Source organism: Mycobacterium sp. NS-7484, from assembly GCF_001953975.1.
GTDB lineage: Bacteria > Actinomycetota > Actinomycetes > Mycobacteriales > Mycobacteriaceae > Mycobacterium.
In genome coordinates this window covers 52,812-74,853 of sequence record NZ_MBEJ01000096.1, presented here as the reverse complement: position 1 = coordinate 74,853, position 22,042 = coordinate 52,812, and the positions used below count along the sequence as shown (strand labels likewise).

Sequence of the window (22,042 nt, the reverse complement as noted above, 5' to 3'; positions counted from 1 at the left end):
TTCAATCGAGCGGGAGTTGGGCGAAGATCGTCCCGGTCGGTTGCGGCGATCCGGAACCGGGTTCGACGGTGAACGCGAGGGTGCTCGCGCCGCCGAGATCACGCACCACGTCGGTGATCGACGGACCGACGGCACCGCCGATCGTGCCGGCAGAACGGGGCGTTCCGTTCTCGAGAAGCCACATCTGATAGACGGTGTCGACCGCGGGGGGCGGAACGTCGTTCATGATGAGCACCGCGGCGTTGCGTTCGCGGGAGTAGACGACCGTGGCCGTGCCACCGGAGGGGACCGTCGTGCTGACCGTCCGCACATCCGGGGCACCGAGTACCTGCTCGGCAGCCGTCGGCGGAGGCGGCGACGGCCGTAGGGCGACGCCGGCGCCGAATCCGGCACCGGCGATCACCACGGCGGCCGCTGCTGCGAGTGCTGCTGTGCGCCAACGGTTCCGGCGCGGCACCGGTGAGTGGGTGGCGGCCAGGACCCGGGCCCGCAGCGACGATGGCGCCTCGACGGCGGTGACGTTCGAGAGCACGGCCATGACCTCCCGGATCGCGCGCACCTCGTCGCGGAAGGCCGTGGACACCTCGGCCGGCGCGGACGCGAGCCGACGTTCGATGTCGGCACGCTCACCGTCCGAGACGGCATCCAGCGCATAGGCTGCCGCCAACTCCAGCAGTTCGGGCTCGGCGGGTTCGGTCATGCCACCCCCAGACACCGGCGCAGGTGTTGCAGGCCATTGCGGATACGAGACTTCACGGTAGCGAGGTTGACGGCGATGCGCTCGGACACCTGCGGATAGGTCAGGCCCCGGTAGTAGGCCAGTTCGATGCAATGCCGCTGTGCGTCGGACAGGCCGTCCAGACACTCGACAACCTGGCGGTGTTCCTCGGACAAGGTGGCCCGTTCCACCACCAGGTCGACCGGTGGCTCACCCGATGCGGCGGCATACCGGTGGTCCCGCCGGTGGGCGGCCTGCTCGGACCGGACCCGGTCCACCGCCCGTCGATGCGCGATGGTGACCAGCCACGCCATCGCCGAACCCTCGGCGGGATCGAACGACGACGCATTACGCCACACCTGCAGGTAGACCTCCTGGGTGGTTTCCTCGCTGTAGCCGGGATCCCGCAGGATCCGGCTGATCAGACCGAACAGCCGGGCATGGGTGGTGTCGTAAAGCGCCGCGAACGCCGCCGCATCCTGCCGGGCCACCCGCCGTAGGACGTCGTCGAGGTCGTCGTCCACCCGGCCTGAATCGGTCATCGGGGCGGAGAGTAACCATCCGGGCCCGGTGGCAAACCGGGTTTACGCAAGTTCGCGCTTCTGGAGGGTGAACTGGTTGACATCAACCTGACGCTTACGGAACAGGTCTGCGCAGCCGGTCAGATACCTCATGTACCGCTCGTAGACCTCCTCGGACTGGATCTCGACGGCTTGTTGCCGATTGGCCTCCAGCGCCGCCGCCCAATGGTCCAGCGTGGTGGCATAGTGCGGCTGCAGCGACTGCTGGCGGGTCAACACGAACCCCGCGGCGTTTGCCCGCTGCCGCACCATCTGCGCAGACGGCAACTGCCCACCGGGGAAGATGTCGGTCAGGATGAACTTGATGAACCGGGCCAGGTCGAACGTGAGCGGGACGCCCAGCTCACGGGCCTCGACCGGATGCAACCCGCAGATGGTGTGAAGCAGCATCACGCCGTCGGACGGCAACGCGCGATGGGCCATCTTGAAGAACGCCGGGTAGCGCTGATGCCCGAAGTGCTCGAACGCGCCGATCGAGACGATGCGGTCCACCGGCTCGTCGAACTCCTCCCAGCCGGCCAACAGCACACGCCGGCGCCGACCGGTGTCCATCGCGTCGAACGTCGATTTGACGTGCGCTGCTTGGTTTTTCGACAGCGTCAATCCGACGACGTTGACGTCGTAGGCTTCGATGGCCCGCCGCATCGTCGCGCCCCACCCACAACCGACGTCGAGCAGCGTCATCCCCGGCTCCAGACCGAGCTTGCCGAGGGCCAGGTCGATCTTGGCCAACTGCGCTTCCTCCAGCGTCATCGAGTCCCGTTCGAAGTACGCACAGCTGTAGGTCTGCGTGGGGTCCAGGAACAAGCGGAAGAAGTCGTCGGACAGGTCGTAGTGTGCCTGCACCGCCGCGAATTGAGGGGTCAAACTGGACATGGTGGGTCCCACCTTTCTTCACACGTGCGTGCATCGACGCACGGTTCATCGCACCCGACCTAAATAATTCGGAGCCGACGCGCTCGCGGATCACTTTCTTCTCAAACCCATCTGTGACGGCCACCGCTCCGAATAGAGATTGAGGGACGGCAAAGTGCGCCGTCCCGGCGATGAAGGTGACGAGCCGAGGGGATCAATTGCAGCCAGAACATCGGGCCGTTGCCGGCCCAGTGGACGATTTCGCCCCCGAGGAGGTCGCGCTGCGGCCGAGGCAGGTGCAGTTCCGCTGGGATACCGCACCGCTTCATTGGATTCCCGGAGACCCGTATGGCTCGCACGTCGTCACGGCGCTCAACCTCTTTCTGCCGGTGGCCGAGCGCTGGTTCAGCAGACTGCTTCGCGATGCGCTGGAGTATGTCCGCGATGAGCAGTTGCGGGCCGAGATCGTCGGCTTCATCGGTCAGGAAGCGGTGCACGCCAAGACCCATGACGACGTTCTGGTGGCCTATGTCCGGCGCCATGGCATCGATCCGCAGCCGTTCTACCGCCAGCTGGAATGGGTTGCCGGCCAGTTCGATGCGCGGCTGGACCGGGCGACGGGCCCGGATCGGCGCAAGGCACTGTCCTCGGGCACCCACGCCCTGTGTGCGGCAGAGCATTTCACCGGCGTGCTGGGGCATTGGGCGCTGAACAACGACTGGGACGAGATGGGTGTCGATCCGGTGTTGTGCGATCTGTACCGCTGGCACGGGGCAGAGGAGGTCGAGCACCGTCACGTCTCCTACAACGTGGCCAGGTACTTCGGCATGGACTATGTCGCGCAGGCCGTGTCGGGCGTGCTGGTCAGTGTGGTGTTCTTCGCGCTGCTGTTGCGTGGCACGAAGTTCCTCATCCACGAAGATCCGGCGTTGCCCAATCTCGGATACCTGCGAATGCTGTGGAAGCTACGCGCTTCCGGCAAGCTGGGCACCGTCCCGACCGCGGGCTTCATGGTCCGGTCGGGGCTGCGGTTCCTGCGCCGTGATTACGACCCGGCCGACGAGGGTGTGACGGCCCAAGCGGTGGCGTATCTGGCCGCCTCGCCGGCGGCTCGGGCCGGCCATGGCTGACCCGACGCGGCGTCTGCTCAAGCCCTATACCGGTGCACCGCCGCCGGGTCTGCACCGGGCGGTGCGCCCAGACCTGTTCACCCGGTTGGCCGGCACCGCGGTGTCCCATTTCGTCTCGGTGGTGATGCGTCTCGGTGGGAATCACGAACTGCCTGAGCTGGGCCGGGCTGTGGACCGCCGGACCGTGTCGGTGGTGGGTCGACGCAGCGTGGCGCCCGACGGCTCGGTCGTCGAACTCACCTTGGCGGTGGGCGATGGCACGCCGCTGCCCGCGTGGCACCCGGGCGCACACATCGTTGTTCACCTGCCGTCCGGTCGCACCCGGCACTACTCGCTGTGCGGAGATCCGCAACGCACACAGGAGTACCGGATCGCCGTGCGCCGAATTCCCTCGGGCGGTGGCGCTTCGGTGGAGGTACACGAACTCGGTGTCGGCGCGGTCGTCGAGATCAGCGATCCGCGAAACGCATTCATGATGCCGGTACCGGGTTCGGCATCACGGGCCGAGAAGCTGCACTTCATCGCCGGCGGGATCGGTATCACCCCGATCCTGCCGATGATCCGGCTCGCCGAGCGCGTCGGTGTGCCGTGGTCGTTGCGCTTCGTCGGCCGTCGGCGGGAGAACCTGCCGTTTCTGGACGAGCTCTTGGCGTGCGGAGACCCGGTGCGGGTGCACACCACCGAACAACACGGGCGCGTGACAGCCGGGGAGCTCCTCGATGGAGTGGACGGGCGGACGGCGGTATACCTGTGCGGTCCCCCGTCGATGGTGGATTGTGTTCGTCGCGGGCTGCCTGCAGGTTCCGGCACCGAACTGCACGTCGAGCGGTTCTCACCGGTGCCGGTCGCCGACGGCGCGCCATTCGACGTCGAGTTGGCCCGCAGCGCCAGGGTCGTGCGGGTCGGGGCGAACCAGAGCACGCTGGCTGCCTTGCGCGACGCCCTGCCCGATGTGGGTTACTCGTGCCAACAAGGCTTCTGCGGCACCTGTGTTCAGCGGGTGCTCGCCGGTGACGTCGACCATCGCGACACCCTGCTGACCGATCAGCAACGCGAACTCGGTCAGATGCTGGTCTGCGTTTCGCGGGCCGGACCGGAATCCGGCCGGCTCGTGCTGGACCTCTAGGCCCGGCGCGCTAAACCCGATCCGGCGCCCAGTACTCCAGCATCTCGGCGAAGGTCTCGAAGGCCGGCTTCGAGACCCCGTAGGCCGCCTCGAAGTGGATGCTCAGCGGGAAACCGAGATCGGCCACCCCGTCGATCACCCGCTTGTACAGGTCGAGCATGAGCCGACGCTTCTCGGCCGGCTCCAGCCCGGCGATGCGGCTGACGAATTCCTGCTCGGCGGCCACGGCCGGATTGCCCGCATCCTGGATCAGCCAGTTGATCAGCCCGACCTTGGTCTCGATCTTCGGCACGAAACCGAAGGACAACAGAATCTCGGGCCGATGGTCGCTCGCCTTGGCGAAGTCGCGCAGGTAGCCGACGATGGCGTCGGAGTACAGCAGCTGCGTCATCCCGTAGGTGGCGCCCTGGTCGCACTTGAAGTTGAACCGGCCCTGCTCGCCGTCGCGGGTCGGGATCAGGATCGCGCCGCGGTTGGGCACCAGCTCCTCGTAGATCGACAGGGCGTCGGTGGGTGCGACGCCCTCGCCCTCGCCGTCCTTCATCGTCCGGGGCACGCCGACGAAGGCGATGCCGTCGAAGCCGGCGCCGCTGAGATCGGTCAGGCGCTTGCCCAGCGCCTCACGACCCAGAAACGACGTGACCTGCGTGCACAGGCCGTGCAGACCGGGCAGCTCGGGCCGGATGATCGACCAGTAATCGAGCACGTCCATCTTCGGCTTCATCTCGACGGGACGATCGTCGTCCTCGTCGATCATCCCGGGGATCATGACGTGGCGGATCCGTCCCTCGATACCCACCTCGGCGGACAACGCCAGTACCTTGCGGGCCTCGTCAACGGCGTACTGAGCGCCCCGCTCGACGTTCGGGGGCACGAGTTCCAGCGCGATGGTGTTCAAAGGCACCTTGCCACCCTACGGAGCCGCGTCGGCAACGGGGCAGCTCGGGTCGAACCGTCGACGGCCTGGGGAAGATTCGTGGTAAACCTCCGGCATGGCTGAGCGCGTCACCTTCCCCAGTTCGACGGGCCCGACATTGGCCGGCGTAATCGACCGGCCCGACGGGCCGGTGCGCGGCTGGGGTGTGTTCTCCCATGGCTTCACGCTGGGAAAGGACTCTCCGGCGGCCGCGCGCATCTGCAAACAGTTGGCCAGTGACGGCATCGGGATGCTGCGCTTCGACGCCCTGGGCCTCGGGGATTCCGAGGGTGACTGGGGTGACGGCTCGTTCACCGTCAAGGTCGACGACATCATCGCGGCCTGCACATTCATGGCCGACCGCGGAACCCCGGCCGATCTGTTGATCGGGCACTCGTTCGGCGGCGCCGCCGCCATCGCCGCCGCCCGGCAGGCCCCTGGCGTGCGGGCTGTCGTGACGGTGGGTGCGCCGTTCGATCCGACCCATGTCGAGCATCAGTACGACGCCGTCATCGAGCAGGTGCTGGCCGAAGGCAGCGGCCAATGGATGGTCGGCGGTAAGACGCTGACCCTCAAACGCGCCTTCGTCGAAGATGTCCGGGCCGCACAGCTGCTCGACAAGATCAAGACCCTCAAGTTGCCGCTGTTGATCCTGCACTCCCCCACCGACAACACCGTCGGCATCAAGAACGCCAGCGACATCTTCCGCGCCGCCCGGCACCCACGCAGCTTCGTCTCGCTGGAAGGCTCCGAGCATCTGCTGACCGGGCCCGGTCAGGCCAAACGGGCCGGCCGGATCATCGGTGCCTGGGCTGACGCCTACCTCGGCGTGCGATAGCGTCGCCACATGTCTGACGCCACGCAGATCGCGTTCGTGCAAGCCACCTGGCATCGCGCCATCGTCGACAAGGCGCGCGAGGGATTCACCGAACAGATCGGCACCCATGGCTTCGCGGCGGATGCCCTCGAGTTCTTCGAGGTGCCCGGCGCGTTCGAGATACCGCTGGCCGCAAAGCGTCTGGCGCTGACCGGGCGCTATCAGGCGATCGTGGCGGCCGGTTTGGTGGTCGACGGCGGGATCTACCGCCACGATTTCGTGGCCACCGCGGTGATCGACGGGCTGATGCGCGTGCAGCTCGACACCGACGTGCCGGTGTTCTCGGTGGTGCTCACGCCGCACCACTTTCATGAGCACGACGAGCACATCGGTTACTTCACCAGGCACTTCGTGAAGAAGGGCGCCGAGGCGGCCAACGCCGTCGCGGCCACCCTGGAGTTGCACCGCTCGTTAGGCTGATCGCGGACGATCCGACTTACGCCGCACCCGCCTGATCGACGCGACCGGCACCGCGCTGCTTGGCCAGGGCGAAGCGGGCCAGCGTGCCGATGAACCGCTGGAGGTTCACCCGGCCGGCGATCTCCGCGCCCGCCCCGGGCGTCCAGCGCCCGGCGCACCGTTCGAGCACCACCACATCGACCGGTTGCGCGAAGACCGCCGTCGCCACACCAGGTGCGGTGGGCCCGGCCCAGTCCTCGACGATGTGCACCTGCAGCCGGCGCCCGTCCAGCCGCCGAACCCGCACCGACGATGCCGTGACGCGGACCGCGAGGGTCGTGGTGGGAAAGTCACCGCCGATGCCGACCTGCACGACGTCGTCGACGAGTGGGACGGAAAGACATGTCGTACCGCGGCGGAGTTGATCCAGATCCGCCGCAGCCAACGACGACAAACACGTGCGCATGCCGTTAATGATTATCATTTTCATTCACCGGGTTCAACCGGGCAGGCATCCGCTCTGGTCAGGCAGTCAGCGGCGGCTGCTGCCGCTGCCACCCACCTCGGCGGCCAATGGCGGGGGCAGCGGAGTGGTCCGGGTGGGGGTCGCCGCAGTTTGCGGTGCCCCGGGGCGGTGGAAGTCAACCATCGCCTCCTCACGGATCACCTTCTCGGCGGCACTGACCACCAGCGACTTGGAGGTGACGAGGTACTCGATGCCGGCGTTGTCGACGAGAAACGCACCGTCGTCGTTGCGGGTGGCCGGCACGATCAGCTTGGCGCCGTCGCGTAGCCGCACCCCGCGATACTCGTACTTGCCGTCGGACACCGAACAGATCGCCACCCGGGAGGCGTCGGTGCTGCCGAACAGCACTGTGGCATCCGCGCTGTCACACCGCGCCGTGGAGTCGAGGTATCCCCGCGCGTCACTGGCCGGAGCCGCCGGAGCGGCCGAGGCCCAGGGCACGCCCACGGCGAGCAACATGACACCCGCCGCCGCTGCAGCGGTGGTACAGCAACGCGAGAACCAGGCACCAGACATCGGTTACCACTGAACCACGGCTTTGCCGGTTATCGCGGCGTCAACTCCGAGACACCACCGAATCGTTAGGTCCCCGCAACACAGTCGAGGGCTCCCCACCGGTGAACACGACCGGGATCCGGCGGTAGCCACGCGTCACGGAGTTGCCGTGGAACACCGCGGAGTCGGTGGGGTCCAACGCCATGTCGGGCATCCGGGCCAGGACCTGTTCGAGGCCGATGGCGAACTCGAGGCGCGCCAGGTTGGAACCCAGACACCGGTGCACGCCGGCGCCGAAGCCGAGATGGCGGTTGGCCGAACGATCCAGCACGCAGCGGTCGGGATCGGGAAATTGTGCGGCGTCACGATTGGCCGCGGCGTAGTTCAGCAGGACCGTGTCCCCCGGAGCGAACCGGTGTGCGCCCAACTCGACGTCCCTGGCGACGGTACGGGGCAGGCTGTGGATCGATCCCGCGAACCGGATGAACTCTTCGACCGCCCGGGGCAGGATCTCGGGCTCGGCGATCAGCCGATCACGCTCGGCAGGGTGCGTGGCCAGGTAGTGGAATGCGAAAGACATTGCGCTGGCCGTTGTTTCGAGGCCGGCCTGCACCAGCAGGATGGCGTTGGCCACGATATCGTTGAACGGCAACGGTTCACCGTCGATCTCGGCATGCAGCAGCACGTCGATCATGTCGTCGCCGCCCGGTGCGGTGGCGCGGGCGGACACCGCGTCGTGCACGTGCTGATACAACCCGCCCCACGCCATCATCCGGTCCTGCTCGGTGTCCCCGTTGAGGGCCGTGTCGACCAGATCGAGGCACAACGGGACGTCGCCGACCGGCATCCCGAGCAGGTATTTGAAGAACACGACGCCGGGTTGCTGCCAGGCCACCTGGGCCAAGTCGCCCACACCCTGCTCGATGAAACCGTCGATGAGCAGGTCGGTTTCGGCCCGGATCTGCGGCGTGAGCGCCTTCATCCGTGCCGGAGAGAAGTACGGGTTGAGCACCTTCCGGAACTTCTGCTGCCGCGGCGGGTCGAGCGTGATCACCAGATCGCCGCCGGCCTGGCGGGCCCCCTCGGGCGTCGGATTACTCGAGAAGTGCTGCCAGTCCTGCGCGATCCGGTAACACTCGTCGTAGCCGAGCGCGACCCAGGCGCCGTCAGTGGGAAAGAACGGCACGGCCGTGTGGGCGATCGGTGCCTGTTGCCGCATCACCGAATACACCTCGTACAGCAGATCGTGATCATGGAAGTCCTCGTGACGCAGATCCCAGTTGCGCGCGTGCTCCTCGGCAGATTTCGGCATCTAGCTAGCCACCCTGCTCCTGGGCCTGGGCTTGGCGGGCCAGACGTTCCTCGTGACGGCGCACCAGTTCGCGGAAGCCCAGCCGGTCGTATTTGGGTGTCGGCTGGATGCCCCACTCGTCACGTGCGGTGTCCTTACCCTCGGCCCCTTCCGGCGGCCCGAGCATCGGGTAGGGGTGCTTGCACTCCAGCGTGTCATCGGAGTAGCGGACCTTGAGCAGCTCGCTACAGATCTCGGTCATGCTCAGCGTGGGATAGCCGTAGTAGACGGCCATGAACGGCAACGTGAACGCGCCTTCCACGACCAGGGCCACCAAGCACACCAGCACGGCGCGCTTGATCCATTTGTGCATGTTCGCGTAGTACGGCGTGGTGCCCGGGGGCAGGTCCGTGCTTTCTGTGCTGTCTGTAGGGATCGACACCATGTGCTCCTCAGAGTTGTTCAGTCAGTGAAGATTTCGCGGTTGACCGTGTGCAGGTACGGGATGGCCAGGAACGGGGTGATGTAGAAGATGTCGTAGAGCCACCAACCGATCACCGGGAAGATCACCCCGGCGTAGCGGACGTCGGCGAACATCGTCATGTTGAACACGTAGAGGCACCAGATGAGGACGCCCATCCAGCAGGTGACGATCATCCACTGGTGGCCCCAGCGCTTCATCTGCAGAAAGCCGATCGCCGCCGCGCAGCGCATCGCGAAAACGGTCAGGATCATCCCGAAGACCATGGACTTCTCGCCCGGTGCTGCCGCCCCGCCGATCCACAGTTCGTTGTAATGCCAGAAGTATCCGGCGTCGAACATGTAGCCCCAGCCGACCATCAGCACCCGGTTGATCAGAGTGTGGTTGGCCACCAGGTCCAGCGCCCAGCCCAGGCTGTTGAGGGCGCCGTCGATCAGTACGAGATATCCGATCAGGGTGACGATCATCGGGCGCACCGACAACCCGGCGCGGGCCGCCTGCCGCTGCAGCCACACCCCGCGCATGAAGATCGGGAATCCGATCAGGCCGGGGATCCACATGCCCATCAACAGCGCCCCGACGATCATCCACTTGTCGGCGCGGCGCTGGGCCAGCCGGGACTGCTCGTGATGATCCTCGAGCGTCACCGAATCCTGTTGGGACAGCGGTGCGCTCACAATTCCCACCAGCCTCGGGTAAACGACATGTACATCTGGATGCAGAACATCGCGAACAGGTAGCCGTAGATGACCACCTGCAGGACGATCAACGCCCGCTTGCGCTTTCGTTCTTGCTCGTTCATCAGACTCCCTCTCCTGGTTTGCCGGAACTGTCGAGCAGGCCGGCCGCTGCCACCTCGCGTAGTCCGTCGTTGATCGCCCCGTCGGTGCTCAGCGGCGCCAGCACACACGCCTCGGCCGCGTCGAGTTCGGAGGCGCCCTCGGCGACCAGCTGCGCCGCCGTCACCAGCACCCGCGTCGAGGGCGGTTCGAAATGGAACGCGGCGTCGGCGCTGCGGATCGCGGTCGCGCACGCCACCAGCCGGGCCGCGGTGTCGCGTCCCACTCCGGTCTCGGCGACGATCACCTCGGCTTCGCGGTCCGGGAGCAGGTAGGTCATCGGCAACGTGGCAAACCGTTGCCGGAAGGAGGGTTTGAGCTCCTTGAGCGAGCTGCGGTAGGCCGGGTTGTACGAGCACACCAACATGAAGGTCTCCGGCGCCCGCACAACTTCTCCGGCCCGGTCGAGATACAGAGCACGACGATGGTCGGTGAGCGAATGCAGGATGGCCAGCGAGTCGTGCCGGGCCTCGACCACCTCGTCGAGGTAACAGATGGCACCGGCCTTGACCGCGCGGGTCAGCGGACCGTCGGTCCACACCACATCGCCTCCGGTGACCATGAACCGGCCCACCAGGTCCGAGCTGGTGAGGTCGTCATGGCAGCTGATCGTCACCACCGGGCGTTGCAACAACGAGCCCATGTGTTCGACCAGCCGGGTCTTGCCGCAGCCGGTCGGCCCGGTCAGCATCACCGGGATCTGCCGGGCGTAGGCCTGCTCGAACAGCTGGACCTCGTTGCCGTTGGCGAAATACGTATCACTACTCATATGTTCTGCTCCTCAGCAGGCGACCAGTTCGCGATGGACGTGGGCGAGCACCCGTGGCAGCTCCTCGACACGGCGGATCCGTTGAGAACGCCTCGGCCCGAACACTTCCGGCAGCGGGTCGACGCGGGTGGGCCCGACGCCGACGTAGTACACGGCGACGCCGGCCTCGTTGGCCTCCTCGACCGCGTGCGCGGTGTCGGCCCAGGCGTAGCGGCCCTCGTAACCCTCGTCGGAGATCAGCCCGTCGCCGATCACGATGAGCAGCCGCCGCTCCGACGGTTGGGCCAGAAGTCGACTGGTCAGATGTCGCAGCGGCGCCCCGAGACGGGTGTAGCCGCCGGTGACCAGGCCGGCCGCACTGGGCGGGACAAACCGGCGGTCCTCGAAGTCCTTGAGGCACTGGACTTCCACCCGATGGCGCGTGTTGCCAGTGAACACGAAGATGCCGTGCCGTTCGCGCGCCCGCGTCATCGCCTGCGACAGCGCGTCGGCGCAGGCCAGTTCCAGCCGGAAAATCCGGCCACCGTGCACGCCCAGCGAGGAGCTGCCGTCGAGCAGCAACGCGGTGGACACGTCGCGGCTGCTGGGCAACAGCTCCCGGAAGACCCTGGGCTCGCCGGCTTCTCCGGTGACCACGTCGATGTGGTGGCGGACATAGGAATCGACGTCGAGGTCGGACCCGTCCTCCAGGCGATCGGTCATCGCGCGATGGGTGTGCTCGGCAAACCAGGCCCGCAGATCGGCCGGAACCGGCACCGACGTGCGGCTGCGCGGCGGCTTGGCATGCTCGACGACGGCGACGTGATCGCGCAGGAAACTGTCCGTCCAGGCGTTCCATTCCGGATACGGAATCCCCGGCCGGTGCTCCGGGGTGACGTCGAGGTCGTTGTCCTGCGGGCGACTCGGCGGCGGCAGGTTGGGGTTGCGCACCCCACCGTCACCCCCGACCGGCACGGAATATGGCCGGGGCAAACGCTTTTGGGTGCTGGTCCACGGCATCCGGCCGAACCGCCGGCGAAGCCCGTCGGCCAACCCCGCCGGGGCCGTGTAGGCGACCGGTAGTCGGCCCAACAGCGGATCAGGGTCGGGCACCGTCCCGGTGCGGGCCAGACGCACCGCGCCGTCCAGCATGTCGACGGCCGACGTCTCCGCGTCGGTGGCCTCCAGTTGCGGGAGCAGCCTTCGGATCTCGGGCACCAGCCCCGGCCAGTTCTCGGCGACCCACCCCAGGGCCACCCCGGCTTCGACCAGGCTCAGAGCCCGCAGTTCGCGACCGGACAGCTCACCCAGCCGGTAATGCAGCAGCCGCTCTTTGGACGGCGCGCACTGCAGGGCCACCCCGCAGGTCAGCGAACGTCGGGTCCAGGCCGGATCCCTCGCCGGAAACGGCACCAGGACAAAGTCGAGCGCCGCGTTCAGTCCGAAACTGCGCTGCTCACCGGTGACCAGCCGCACGCCCTCACGTCTTCCTGCGCTGAGGGCGACGGCGGTCAGGGCGCAGCTGCGTTCGACCGCGATCGCGTCGCTGTCAGGCATCGACTCAGAATGTGCCGATGTTGGAGAACATCCAGTACCAGAACCAGATGATCAGCGCGGTGCCACCCCAGGCACCGATGTAGCGGCAGATCTCCCAGAGCATGAAGCCCCCTCCTTCGAATTGTGCTGACTGTGGTCAGTGATATGCGGTCAGTCGGTGAAGATTTCGCGGTTGACCGTGTGCAGATACGGGATGGCCAGGAACGGCGTGATGTAGAAGATGTCGTAGAGCCACCAACCGATCACCGGGAAGATCACCCCGGCGTAGCGGACGTCGGCGAACATCGTCATGTTGAACACGTAGCCGCACCAGATCACCACGCCCATCCAGCAGGTGACGATCATCCACTGCTGACCCCAGCGCTTCATCTGCAAGAACCCGATGCCCGCAGCGATGCGCATGGTGAACACCGTGAGGATGAGAGCGACCTCCCAGGCCTTCTCCCCCGGGCCGGCCGCACCGCCGACCCACAGCTCGTTGAAGTGCCAGAAATATCCGGCATCGAACAGATATCCCCAGCCCACAAGCAGGACTCGGCCCAGGATCGTGTGGTTGCCGACGAGGTCGAGTGACCAGCCGACGGCGTTGATGGCGGCATCGATGATGACGAGATAGCCGAGCAGGGTGACCATCATCGGCCGCACCGACAACCCGTCGCGCTGGGCTTGGCGCAGCAGCCACACGCCGCGCAGGAAGATGGGCAAACCCACGATGCCGAGGACCGCACTGCCGATCAGCAGAGACCCGACGATCAACCACTTGTCGGCCTGCCGCTGAGCGAGCCGGGACAGCTCGTCGTGATCGGCCATCTGATCGGCCGCCGACGGGCCACGCCTGCGCGCGTTGGTGGTCGGCAGATTCAAGGGTCCTCCAAGCGAGCCGTGGCGTGTTGTTGACTGACTATAGTCAATGAAACGACGGCTCGACAGGGCCCCTGCGGGCGGTGTTACGGCGCCATGCTGCGCATGGTCCTGATCACGTAGTCCTCCAGGAGGGCGTCGCGCGTGGGCCAGTCGTTGGTGGTGATCAACAGCGCATAGAAGCCGAGCAGGAAGAACACGGCGCTGTTCCACGGGTTGACGTCGGCGGCCACCTCGCCCTGCTGCTGGGCCAGCTCGATCTGCTGGGCCACGTGGGAGATCACCGGATGTTCCTGGCTGTCCGGTACCGGCGGACGGGTCTGCGAGAAGTGCAGGGCCAGAAAGTCTTTGAACAGGACATCGCCGAGCCGGCGCTCCAGGCCGACCACCAGCCGCATGGACTCGCGCAGACCGTCCTCCAGCGTGTGCGGCTTCTTGAGGAACTGCGCGTACTGCTTGGCGATACGTTCCTCTTCGCGCTGTTCGAGCTCCAGCAGCACATGTTCTTTGGTGGGGAAGTGGAAGAAGAACGTGCCGTGCGCGACGCCGGCCGCCTTCACGATCGTGCCGACATCCGCTTCGGCCATCCCGGCCCGCTTGAACTCCGCGATCGCCGCACCCATCAACCGCTCACGCGTCTGCAGGCGCTTCGCCTCACGCGCAGACAACCCGTCTGCCACAGCCATCCCGTTCCCTCGTGTTGACCCGACTCAGGTGAATCTAGCCGGTGGCCGCGTCACGCAGGATCTGTTGCAGCCGGTCCAGCGGGTCACCGGTGGTGGGATCCAGGCGGTTCGGTGACCGTGGGTCGGCCGCCCCCGCCGATCCCGGTGGCGGAGCGGGTGCCGGTGCCGCGGGGGGCGGTGGTGTCACCGGCGGCGGTGCGACGCTCGCCGCATCGATCTTGCCGTTCAACCGGTCCAGGGCCTGCTCGCGCACCACGCGGCGATCCGGGTCGGGGTCGGTGTTGCCGGCGAAGCACCCCGCTTCGGCCCGCTCCACCACTTCTCGCGCACCGAGATAGTGGGCCACCGCCGTCTGGAGGTCGAACACCGCGGCGGCACGATCACCGAGCGTTTCCCGCACGAGTTCGAGATTCACCCTGGCCGAACAGGATTCATCGGCACCGAGGGCGTCCAGGGCCGCGCTGAAGTGACGGTCGGCGTCGGCGAGCCGGTCTTCGAGGACCGCGAGCGCACCCGCGGCCGAGTCCGCCTTGCCGGGCTCGACGACATTGAGCACCTGCAGCCTGGACACTTCGCGTGCCAGGGCGTCGGTGTCACGATCGGCGAAACTCGACACCGCCGAATGGCCGATCACCACCACAGACAACAGCTTGACGATCACGATGACCAATACCAGCACCACCGGGGCGGAGTACAGCAGCAACCTGCGCCGCAACGGGTTCATGACCGCGGCCCCACGTCGATCGACTGCGTGCGACGGAACTCCCGCAGCACGAGATAAAGCTCGACCAGGATCAGCAGCCCCGCCGCTGCGGCGAAGACCCAGTACAACTCCACGCCGGCGCGATCCCGGGCTGTCTCAGGCGCCTGCTCCGGTGCGGCATCGTCGGGCAGCGCGACATCCAACGGCGTGCCGACGTCACGCGACACGTACGGCACCCCGATCTGGTCGGCCACCCCGCGCAGCGCCGGCGCCCCGGCGGTGCCGTATCCCAGCACCGCCCCGCCGTCCACACTGCCCTCGGGCAACTGGAATTCTCGTTGCGGGGATTGGGATTCCGGCGCACCGGAACCCAGATAGAAGACCAGGTTCTGCGCCCGCGGGAACTGCGCCGCAGCGCTGATCAACTGGTAGCGCAGCACGCTGGCGGCGGCGCCGACATTGGCATCCGGGGCGTCCGGTCTCGCCGGATACGCCTCCACGGCCGAGAGCACCGGGCGCAAACTCCACGTATCGGCCGACAGCGGCCACACCACACTCGGCCGGTCGGTGAACCCGATCAGCGCGAAACGGGCATCCGGATAGCGGTCGATCAGGGCGACGATGTCCGCGCGCGCGACCGACATCGCCGAGCGTCCGTCGGGGCCGGGCTGCGTCATCTCCGGCGACCGGTCGAGGATCACGAAGATGCTCGGGTCCCGGTCACCCGCGGGCCGGGGCACGGTGTCGCGGGCTCCGCCGACCACCGGACCGAGACCGGCCACGAGGAGCAACAGCCCGGCGGCGGTCAGCGCCGACCAGCGCCACACCGCAGGCCAACCGTCGGCCTGTGCCCGTACCTGTGGGAACGTCACGGCCCGCGCCACGACGAGCACCACCGCGAGCGCCGCAAGCAGCAGCGGCGGCAGGACCGGCTCGAAACTCATCGTCGCATCACCGCCGGCCACCACCACAGCACCGCCAACGCCAGCAGTGCGGCCAACACCGGGATCCCCGGCGTCTCCACGGATTTCATCGCCGCGCTGTCACCGTTCGGAGCAGCCTGCGGCGGATGGTCACGGATCTCGGTCAGATGTGCCTCGACGTCCGCGGGTCCGTACCACCGTCCGCCGGTGCTGCGCGCCAAGGCTGCCACGGCACCCTCCCCGGTCCCCGGGGTGATGGCGTTGACCTGGATGCCGGCATTGACCGCCAGGTCGCGCAACCTGTCCGCGGTGAACAGCGGCGTGGACTTGCCGGGCAGGGTCTCCGGACCCACGTAGATCAACGAACGGCGTTGCGCCGAGGCCTCTTCAAAATTCGGGAAGCCGGTCAGGCACAAGGCCAACACGTCCGTCACATTCGCGGAGTAGTCGACATAGGCGACCGGGGTGACCAGTGGATCGGCACCATCGCCGCGGGCGACCGCGGCGAATTGGCCTGCCGCGTAGTGGTAGTCGCGGGTGAGCGGAAGCACCCGTCGGTTCGCCGAGGTCAACCCGATCCGGGCGGTGCCGAACGAGGGGATCCGTTCGGCGAAGTACTGCAATGTCGCGTTGACCGCGGGGTCGGTCGCGGGTCCGCCGACGCAGACCATGATGTCCTCCGGTGCCGCCACCGCGGTGCTACGGGCCCACGACGGAAGTCCGGTGGGGCGGGCCGCCACGAGGACGGCCGCCGCGAACGCGACCGTCAACATGACGATCGCCACGACGGCCGACACCATGCGTCGTCGCGCGGCCCGCACGTACTCGGGCAACCGGGTCAGACGTCGGGTGTTGGCCAGCGGTCTGAGATCGTCGGGGTCTGATTCCTTCAGCCACAGGGCCGCACCCACGCACCCGGCCAGGGCCAGACACCCGGCGATCGCCACCACCCACCAGATCAGGTCCATCCGCGGATCAACTCCTCGGCCTGATCGCTGACCGTCCCGGCATCCAGCGTGGAGCGGTGGTTGAACTGAATATCGGTGAGTTGGGCGAGGATCGGGGCAGCCGGTGCGGCGTCGCTGTCCGCAATGGCGTCGACCTGAAGGTAGCGGGCCTGCACTCCGGTGGCGCCCTGGACGAATGCCCGCAGTTCCCGGCTGAGCGCGGCACCTGCCGCCCCGGCGCTCAGATCACCTGAGCGGTAACGGTTTCCGATGGTGCGCACCGCCCGGGCCGACCGGCGGCGCAGGTACTCGGCCCGGGCCGCGCCGATGAGGGGAAGGTCTCCTACCGCGCGCCCGGGCGCAGTCAACACGAAGACGGCGCCGTACCAGGCGCACAGCACGAGGATCAGACCGATCGCGATCCACAGCCACACCGACGAGTAGGGCGTCGGCCCGATCACGTAACGCAGCAAGTCATCCGGCACGTGCGTACACCCCGGTCATGGCGGTCAACGCCGCCCGGATGCGCATGCTGCCGGGAATCCGGGCGTGCGGTACCCGGTGGGTGGTGAGAAGCTCGGAAAGCCGTTCGCGCCGTTGGGTTTCTGCGCGGCGATAGGCCTCGACCACGTCGGCATCCAGGCCGGTCAGGATCGGCCGGCCATCGGCGATCTCGTAGCCGCGTGCGCCATCGGACGGCGCGCCCACCGCGGGCATGTCGCCGACCAATGCCCACAGCACGTCGTGGCGGGCGGTGAGGGAACCCAGCACGTCGGCCAGCCGCTCGTCGACCTCGGGTTCGTCGGACACCACGAAGATCAGCAGTCGGTGCCGGTAGTGGCTGGCGACCCATTCGAGCTGTACCCGGATGTCGCTGGGACCGGGATGGTCGGTGGCGTGGTCGTGGTACCGGTGCAGCATGCGTTCGATGTGAGTTTCCCCGCGGCGCAGCCGGATGTCGACGTTGCCTCGCCGGTCCCCGAGCACCATCGCGATCTCGTCGGAGCGCGGCAGGGTCATCAATCCGATCGCGCCGATGGTGTGCAGCGCCACGGTCCTTTTCAGTTCACCTGAGGGCGCCAGTGCGCAGCTGTTGCGTCCGGCGTCGGCGACCACCAGTACCTTGTGGTGCTTTTCGGAGACGAACCGTTTGATCAGGGTATGCCCGGACCGGGCGGTGGCCTTCCAGTCGATGTCACGGACATCGTCGCCCGGAACGTAGGGGCGCAGCTCGTCGAATTCCAGGCTGCGAGTGTGCACCAGGGCGTAGCGGCCGCCCTCGAGCAACCCCGCGGCGTCGCGACCGATGTACGCCTTGGCCGAGTCGAGATACTTGCCCATCGCGGCCTCAGGGGACCTGGACCGCACGCAACACCGCATCGACGACGACGTCTGGGGTGATCCTGGCGGTGGCCGCTTCGAAACCGAGGATCAGGCGGTGGCGCAGCACACGATGGGCCAACCGGGCGATGTCGTCGGGCACCACATGGTCGCGGCCACGCAGCACCGCCAGGGCCCGGGCCGTCCGGCAGAACGCGAGGGTGGCTCGCGGGCTGGCCCCGTACTCGATCACCCGCGCCAGGTTCGCCGGAAGGTATTGCCCCGGTTCGCGGGTGACGCCGACCAGTCGGCTGGCGTACTCGACGAGGGCCCGATCGAGATACACCGACCGCACGATGTCCTGGGCGCGACGAATGTCGTCAATGGTGACGACGGGAGCGGCGCGGTGACCGCGATCGTAGAGACCGGCATCCATCCGGGCGGCGATCTCGACTTCGTCCTCGACCGAGGGGTAGCCCACGATCTCCTTGAGCATGAACCGATCGGTCTGGGCCTCCGAGAGCGGATAGGTCCCTTCCTGATCGACGGGATTCTGCGTGGCGATCACGAGAAACGGTTCAGGGATGGGATATTCGACGCCTGCAATCGTGGTCTGGCGTTCCTCCATGGCCTCCAGCATCGCGCTCTGGGTCTTGGCGCTGGAGCGGTTGATCTCGTCGAGCAGCACGATGTTGGCGTGGACCGGACCCAACTGCGTGACAAACGAATTGTGTTCGGCCTCGTAGATCTGGGTGCCGATGATGTCGCTGGGCAACAGGTCGGGCGTGCACTGGATCCGGCGGAAGGTGCCATCGATCGACTCGGCCACCACTCGGGCCGCGGTGGTCTTCGCCAGCCCGGGGACGCTCTCGATCAGCAGGTGCCCGCCGGCCAGCAGCGCCACCAACATCGATTCGCGCAGATGGTCCTGGCCCACCACGCGGGTGGAGAATGCCGAGGTCACCGCTTCCACGATGCGTTGAGCTTCGGCGGCATCACGCTGGTCGGCCTGCAATCGCGGTGCGGTCATGAATCCTCTCCGGTCGGTCGTCCCCCTTCCCAGACCAAGACGATGTACCCAGACTTTGCCGATCTCACTCGGCGCGTGCCCGCCCGCTCACGGCGTGAGGATGATCTTGACGGCGCCGTCCCGCTTCTTCTGGAAGATCTCGTAGCCGTGCGGCGCCTCGTCGAGCGGCAGGATGTGGGTAGCGAAATCGTCGACGCCCAAAGGATCGTCATCGCCGAGCAGCGGGAGGATGTCGTCGACCCACTTCTTCACGTTGGCCTGCCCCATGCGCAGCTGAATCTGCTTGTCGAACAAGGTGAGCATGGGCAGTGGGTCGGCCATGCCGCCGTAGACGCCGATCAGCGAGATGGTGCCGCCGCGGCGCACGATGTCGATCGCCGAGTAGAACGCCTCGAGCCGATCCACACCGGCGGTCTGCATCATGGGCTTGGCGATCACGTCGGGCATCATGGCGGTCATCTTCTGCAGGGTCGAGGCCACCGGCGAACCGTGGGCCTCCATGCCGACCGCGTCGATCACCGAATCCGTACCGCGGCCGTCGGTCATGGATCGCACCGCGTCACCCACCGGCTCGTCCAACGAGCTGAGGTCGATCGTGGTGATGCCGCGAGCTTCGGCGCGGCCCAGCCGTTCCCGGATCCGGTCCACGGCAATGACACGGTAGCCAAGGTGCTGGGCGACGCGGGCCGCCATGTCACCGATGGGCCCGAGCCCGAGCACGGTCACCGAGCCGCCGTCGGGAATCGCGGCATAGGCGACGGCCTGCCACGCGGTGGGCAGCACATCCGACAGATAGACGTACCGGGAGTCGGGCGGCCCCTCCGGCACCTTGATATGGGTGAACTGGGCCTGCGGCACCCGCAGGTATTGCGCCTGGCCGCCGGGGATCTGACCGTAGAGCTCGGAGTAACCGAACAGGGCCGCTCCCATCCCTTGATCTCGCACCTGGGTCGTCTCGCACTGGGTGTAGAGCTGCTGATCGCACATGAAGCAGTGCCCGCACGAGATCTGGAACGGGATCACCACCCGATCCCCCACCGACAGATTTCCGACGCTGGAGCCGACCTCACGCACGATGCCCATCGGTTCGTGGCCCAGGATGTCACCCTGATGCATGAAGGCGCCGAGCACCTCGTACAGATGCAGATCCGAGCCACAGATGTTGGTCGAGGTCACCTCGATGATCGCGTCGGTGGGCTCTTCGATCTTCGGGTCGGGCACGGTGTCAACCCGCACGTCCCGCCGACCGTGCCAGGTAACGGCTTTCACAGCTGTGCTCCCCTCAGTTTGAAGTGACTCGGTGGTGGCTACCCCGGCAGATCGGCACCAAACCGGTGCCAGGTCGTCGAGGGTGAGGAGAATGGTCCGGTGATCTCGATCTGGGACGGTTTCGACAGGTTCGCCGGACTCCTGGACTACCCGATGTTCATCGTGACCGTGCAGACCGAGGATCGGCGCGCCGGTTGCCTGGTCGGGTTCACCACGCAGTCGAGCATCGACCCGCCCCGATTCTTGGTGGGCTTGTCGAAGCAGAACCACACGCTGGCCGTCGCGGCCTCAGCCGACCATCTCGGTGTGCACCTGCTGGCCCGTGACGACCTGGACCTGGCGCGGTTGTTCGGCGAAGAGACCGGTGACGAGGTCGACAAATTCGCCCGGTGCCGTTGGCATTCCGGCCCGGCCGACACGCCGATCCTCGATGCCGCACCGGCCTGGTTCGTCGGGCAGGTCCTGGACCGGTTCGACCTCGGCGACCACATCGGGTATCTGTTGAAACCCGTTGCGGGACAGGCCCCTGACGACCCGCAGCCGTGGATCCAACTGTCCGATGTGACCGACTTCGAGCCCGGGCACGAGGCCTGAAATCAGCGCCAGGCGAAGACCGGCTGCTCGAGTTCGTCGACCGGATCGGGCCGACCCTCCAGAGCCAGCCATCGCAACTGCAGCAACACCGCGCCGGTGGGCGCATGGATCAGATCGTTGCCCAACGGAATCTGCACGACGGGGCGGGGGCTTTCGGGGATGGTGATGAACCGGGGCGAGTCCTCACGTTGCAGCTGGTGCAGGCCCACCCGGTAAGCCGCCACCACCTCATCGGGTGAAGGCCGCAGCTCCAGGCGACCGCCACCCCAGATCACCACCGGCGTGATGACATATCCCGAGCGGGTCGGGTAGTCGTCGAGCAGGCCCAACACCGCCGAGTCGGGCAGGCTGACGCCGACCTCCTCGTCGAGTTCCCGCAGCGCGGCCTCGACGGCGTTTTCGCCCGGATCCAGCCGGCCACCGGGCAACGCCCACTGCGCAGCATGCGACGAAAGTCGAGAGGTCCTGCGGCACAACAGGAAAGCGGCTCCACCGGATACGTCGACCATGCGGCCGTCCAGGCCGGGCTCCGGCATCGGCCGACCGTCGATCCACTCGTCGACCGGTGCCGGGTCCACCCGGTCCTCTCCGACCTCGGAGTCCACGAGGACCACCGCCACGGCGGCGTGACGTTTCGTCGGATCGGTGACCGAGCGGCGCCGGTGCCCTGCCAGATGCGTCCCGATCCGGTCCCGCAGCGCGTCGTCGTAGGCGATCGTCACTGCTCGACCATATTCAGCCGGCCCGTTGATCCGGTTTGCGGGTCTGCTGATACAGCGCGAGCCTCCAGGACCCGTCGACGCGGTGGTAGACGCTGGACATCGCGCCGACGAATGCGGGCTCATCCTCGTCGCGGTATGCCGTGCCGACATAGACCAGCACGGCGTTGTCGTCGTCGAGGGCGATCACATGCACACCGCTGATCTCGTAGGCACGCCACGGCGGCGATTCGGCCAAGGCGCTGACCACGGTGTTGCGGTCCATCACCATGCCGTTGGCCAGGACCATGACGGCGTCGGGGAGCATCAGCGCGCCGTAGAAGTCGGCGCCGCTGGACTCGCACAGCGCATCCCACCCGGCCCGTTCGATGTGCAGGAGTTCATCGACTAGTGGACTGGCCATTGCAGTGCAATACCCGCTGTACGGGGCCGGTACGCCTGGGCATTGCTG

General features: G+C 67.1%; 28 protein-coding genes. 5 read left to right on the top strand and 23 right to left on the bottom strand.

The genetic code is table 11. From position 1 onward, the window contains the following. Position 1 precedes the first annotated feature (1 nt). The 3 genes from A5733_RS17945 to A5733_RS17935 are packed head-to-tail and all read right to left on the bottom strand — an operon-like array spanning position 2 to position 2,175. Complete coding sequence (locus tag A5733_RS17945; RefSeq protein WP_076241091.1) at positions 2-700, bottom strand: anti-sigma factor; 699 nt, start codon at positions 698-700, stop codon at positions 2-4. Then, positions 697-1,260: an ECF RNA polymerase sigma factor SigK gene (sigK, locus tag A5733_RS17940; RefSeq protein ID WP_076241090.1), complete on the bottom strand. Its 564-nt coding sequence runs from the start codon at positions 1,258-1,260 to the stop codon at positions 697-699. The genes A5733_RS17945 and sigK overlap by 4 nt, the downstream gene beginning before the upstream one ends. Positions 1,261-1,302: 42 nt before the next feature. Further along, positions 1,303-2,175, bottom strand: coding sequence for a cyclopropane mycolic acid synthase family methyltransferase (locus tag A5733_RS17935; RefSeq protein ID WP_076241089.1), 873 nt, complete (start codon positions 2,173-2,175; stop codon positions 1,303-1,305). Between the two features lie 170 nt (positions 2,176-2,345). On the opposite strand from A5733_RS17935, the gene A5733_RS17930 reads away from it, so the two are divergent. Beyond that, positions 2,346-3,284 (top strand): metal-dependent hydrolase, encoded by a 939-nt coding sequence (locus A5733_RS17930; protein ID WP_083666275.1) that lies wholly within the window; start codon positions 2,346-2,348, stop codon positions 3,282-3,284. Further along, positions 3,277-4,410, top strand: a complete 1,134-nt coding sequence (locus A5733_RS17925) for a PDR/VanB family oxidoreductase (RefSeq protein ID WP_076241087.1) — start codon at positions 3,277-3,279, stop codon at positions 4,408-4,410. The genes A5733_RS17930 and A5733_RS17925 overlap by 8 nt, the downstream gene beginning before the upstream one ends. 10 nt (positions 4,411-4,420) lie before the next feature. Here A5733_RS17925 and A5733_RS17920 read toward each other — a convergent pair whose 3' ends face one another. Beyond that, entirely contained in the window at positions 4,421-5,314 is an 894-nt protein-coding gene (locus tag A5733_RS17920) for a mycobacterial-type methylenetetrahydrofolate reductase (protein ID WP_067777089.1), read from the bottom strand. A gap of 88 nt (positions 5,315-5,402) precedes the next feature. On the opposite strand from A5733_RS17920, the gene A5733_RS17915 reads away from it, so the two are divergent. Next, positions 5,403-6,164, top strand: coding sequence for a S9 family peptidase (locus A5733_RS17915; RefSeq protein WP_076241086.1), 762 nt, complete (start codon positions 5,403-5,405; stop codon positions 6,162-6,164). Between the two features lie 9 nt (positions 6,165-6,173). Further along, the gene (locus A5733_RS17910; protein ID WP_067777094.1) at positions 6,174-6,623 is read left to right on the top strand and encodes a 6,7-dimethyl-8-ribityllumazine synthase; all 450 of its coding nucleotides are present in this window, start codon (positions 6,174-6,176) and stop codon (positions 6,621-6,623) included. Between the two features lie 16 nt (positions 6,624-6,639). On the opposite strand, the gene A5733_RS17905 is transcribed toward A5733_RS17910, so the two are convergent. The 17 genes from A5733_RS17905 to A5733_RS17830 form a co-directional block, all read right to left on the bottom strand. Further along, entirely contained in the window at positions 6,640-7,068 is a 429-nt protein-coding gene (locus tag A5733_RS17905) for a hypothetical protein (protein WP_076241085.1), read from the bottom strand. Between the two features lie 66 nt (positions 7,069-7,134). Then, positions 7,135-7,644, bottom strand: coding sequence for a hypothetical protein (locus tag A5733_RS17900; protein ID WP_076241084.1), 510 nt, complete (start codon positions 7,642-7,644; stop codon positions 7,135-7,137). A gap of 40 nt (positions 7,645-7,684) precedes the next feature. Then, positions 7,685-8,935 carry a cytochrome P450 gene (locus tag A5733_RS17895; protein ID WP_076241083.1) on the bottom strand — a complete coding sequence of 417 codons (1,251 nt, stop codon included), beginning with the start codon at positions 8,933-8,935 and terminating at the stop codon, positions 7,685-7,687. A 4-nt stretch (positions 8,936-8,939) separates the two neighbouring features. Continuing rightward, on the bottom strand, positions 8,940-9,287 hold the full coding sequence (locus A5733_RS17890) for a hypothetical protein (RefSeq protein ID WP_233152721.1): 348 nt from the start codon (positions 9,285-9,287) through the stop codon (positions 8,940-8,942). Between the two features lie 89 nt (positions 9,288-9,376). After that, on the bottom strand, positions 9,377-10,084 hold the full coding sequence (locus A5733_RS17885; protein ID WP_067777109.1) for a hypothetical protein: 708 nt from the start codon (positions 10,082-10,084) through the stop codon (positions 9,377-9,379). Continuing rightward, a complete protein-coding gene (locus tag A5733_RS28115) occupies positions 10,069-10,197 on the bottom strand; it encodes a hypothetical protein (protein ID WP_255376494.1) in 129 nt (42 codons plus the stop codon). The genes A5733_RS17885 and A5733_RS28115 overlap by 16 nt, the downstream gene beginning before the upstream one ends. Then, positions 10,197-11,003 carry a CbbQ/NirQ/NorQ/GpvN family protein gene (locus A5733_RS17880; RefSeq protein ID WP_076241081.1) on the bottom strand — a complete coding sequence of 269 codons (807 nt, stop codon included), beginning with the start codon at positions 11,001-11,003 and terminating at the stop codon, positions 10,197-10,199. The genes A5733_RS28115 and A5733_RS17880 overlap by 1 nt, the downstream gene beginning before the upstream one ends. A 12-nt stretch (positions 11,004-11,015) precedes the next feature. Continuing rightward, complete coding sequence (locus A5733_RS17875) at positions 11,016-12,539, bottom strand: nitric oxide reductase activation protein NorD (RefSeq protein WP_076241080.1); 1,524 nt, start codon at positions 12,537-12,539, stop codon at positions 11,016-11,018. A gap of 150 nt (positions 12,540-12,689) precedes the next feature. Next, on the bottom strand, positions 12,690-13,349 hold the full coding sequence (locus A5733_RS17870; RefSeq protein WP_142254060.1) for a hypothetical protein: 660 nt from the start codon (positions 13,347-13,349) through the stop codon (positions 12,690-12,692). A gap of 137 nt (positions 13,350-13,486) precedes the next feature. Continuing rightward, positions 13,487-14,086 carry a TetR/AcrR family transcriptional regulator gene (locus A5733_RS17865; RefSeq protein WP_076241078.1) on the bottom strand — a complete coding sequence of 200 codons (600 nt, stop codon included), beginning with the start codon at positions 14,084-14,086 and terminating at the stop codon, positions 13,487-13,489. A 34-nt stretch (positions 14,087-14,120) separates the two neighbouring features. Continuing rightward, positions 14,121-14,810, bottom strand: a complete 690-nt coding sequence (locus tag A5733_RS17860) for a hypothetical protein (protein WP_076241077.1) — start codon at positions 14,808-14,810, stop codon at positions 14,121-14,123. Beyond that, positions 14,807-15,733 carry a VWA domain-containing protein gene (locus A5733_RS17855; protein ID WP_076241102.1) on the bottom strand — a complete coding sequence of 309 codons (927 nt, stop codon included), beginning with the start codon at positions 15,731-15,733 and terminating at the stop codon, positions 14,807-14,809. The genes A5733_RS17860 and A5733_RS17855 overlap by 4 nt, the downstream gene beginning before the upstream one ends. Next, positions 15,730-16,680 carry a hypothetical protein gene (locus tag A5733_RS17850; protein WP_076241076.1) on the bottom strand — a complete coding sequence of 317 codons (951 nt, stop codon included), beginning with the start codon at positions 16,678-16,680 and terminating at the stop codon, positions 15,730-15,732. The genes A5733_RS17855 and A5733_RS17850 overlap by 4 nt, the downstream gene beginning before the upstream one ends. Then, positions 16,671-17,144 (bottom strand): hypothetical protein, encoded by a 474-nt coding sequence (locus tag A5733_RS17845; RefSeq protein WP_076241075.1) that lies wholly within the window; start codon positions 17,142-17,144, stop codon positions 16,671-16,673. Before A5733_RS17845 ends, A5733_RS17850 begins: the two co-directional genes overlap by 10 nt. Beyond that, the gene (locus A5733_RS17840) at positions 17,134-18,000 is read right to left on the bottom strand and encodes a DUF58 domain-containing protein (RefSeq protein WP_067777147.1); all 867 of its coding nucleotides are present in this window, start codon (positions 17,998-18,000) and stop codon (positions 17,134-17,136) included. The genes A5733_RS17845 and A5733_RS17840 overlap by 11 nt, the downstream gene beginning before the upstream one ends. Before the next feature lie 7 nt (positions 18,001-18,007). Then, positions 18,008-19,009 carry a MoxR family ATPase gene (locus A5733_RS17835; RefSeq protein ID WP_076241074.1) on the bottom strand — a complete coding sequence of 334 codons (1,002 nt, stop codon included), beginning with the start codon at positions 19,007-19,009 and terminating at the stop codon, positions 18,008-18,010. Between the two features lie 87 nt (positions 19,010-19,096). Then, positions 19,097-20,278 carry a zinc-dependent alcohol dehydrogenase gene (locus A5733_RS17830; protein WP_076241073.1) on the bottom strand — a complete coding sequence of 394 codons (1,182 nt, stop codon included), beginning with the start codon at positions 20,276-20,278 and terminating at the stop codon, positions 19,097-19,099. A gap of 153 nt (positions 20,279-20,431) precedes the next feature. Here A5733_RS17830 and A5733_RS17825 point away from each other — a divergent pair, with 153 nt between their 5' ends. After that, positions 20,432-20,872, top strand: coding sequence for a flavin reductase family protein (locus A5733_RS17825; protein WP_076241101.1), 441 nt, complete (start codon positions 20,432-20,434; stop codon positions 20,870-20,872). Positions 20,873-20,874: 2 nt separating this feature from the next. On the opposite strand, the gene A5733_RS17820 is transcribed toward A5733_RS17825, so the two are convergent. Together A5733_RS17820 and A5733_RS17815 are read right to left on the bottom strand one after the other, a co-directional pair. Next, positions 20,875-21,594 (bottom strand): CoA pyrophosphatase, encoded by a 720-nt coding sequence (locus A5733_RS17820; RefSeq protein WP_076241072.1) that lies wholly within the window; start codon positions 21,592-21,594, stop codon positions 20,875-20,877. A gap of 13 nt (positions 21,595-21,607) precedes the next feature. Beyond that, positions 21,608-21,994 carry a nuclear transport factor 2 family protein gene (locus A5733_RS17815; RefSeq protein WP_076241071.1) on the bottom strand — a complete coding sequence of 129 codons (387 nt, stop codon included), beginning with the start codon at positions 21,992-21,994 and terminating at the stop codon, positions 21,608-21,610. Between the last annotated feature and the right edge of the window lie 48 nt (positions 21,995-22,042).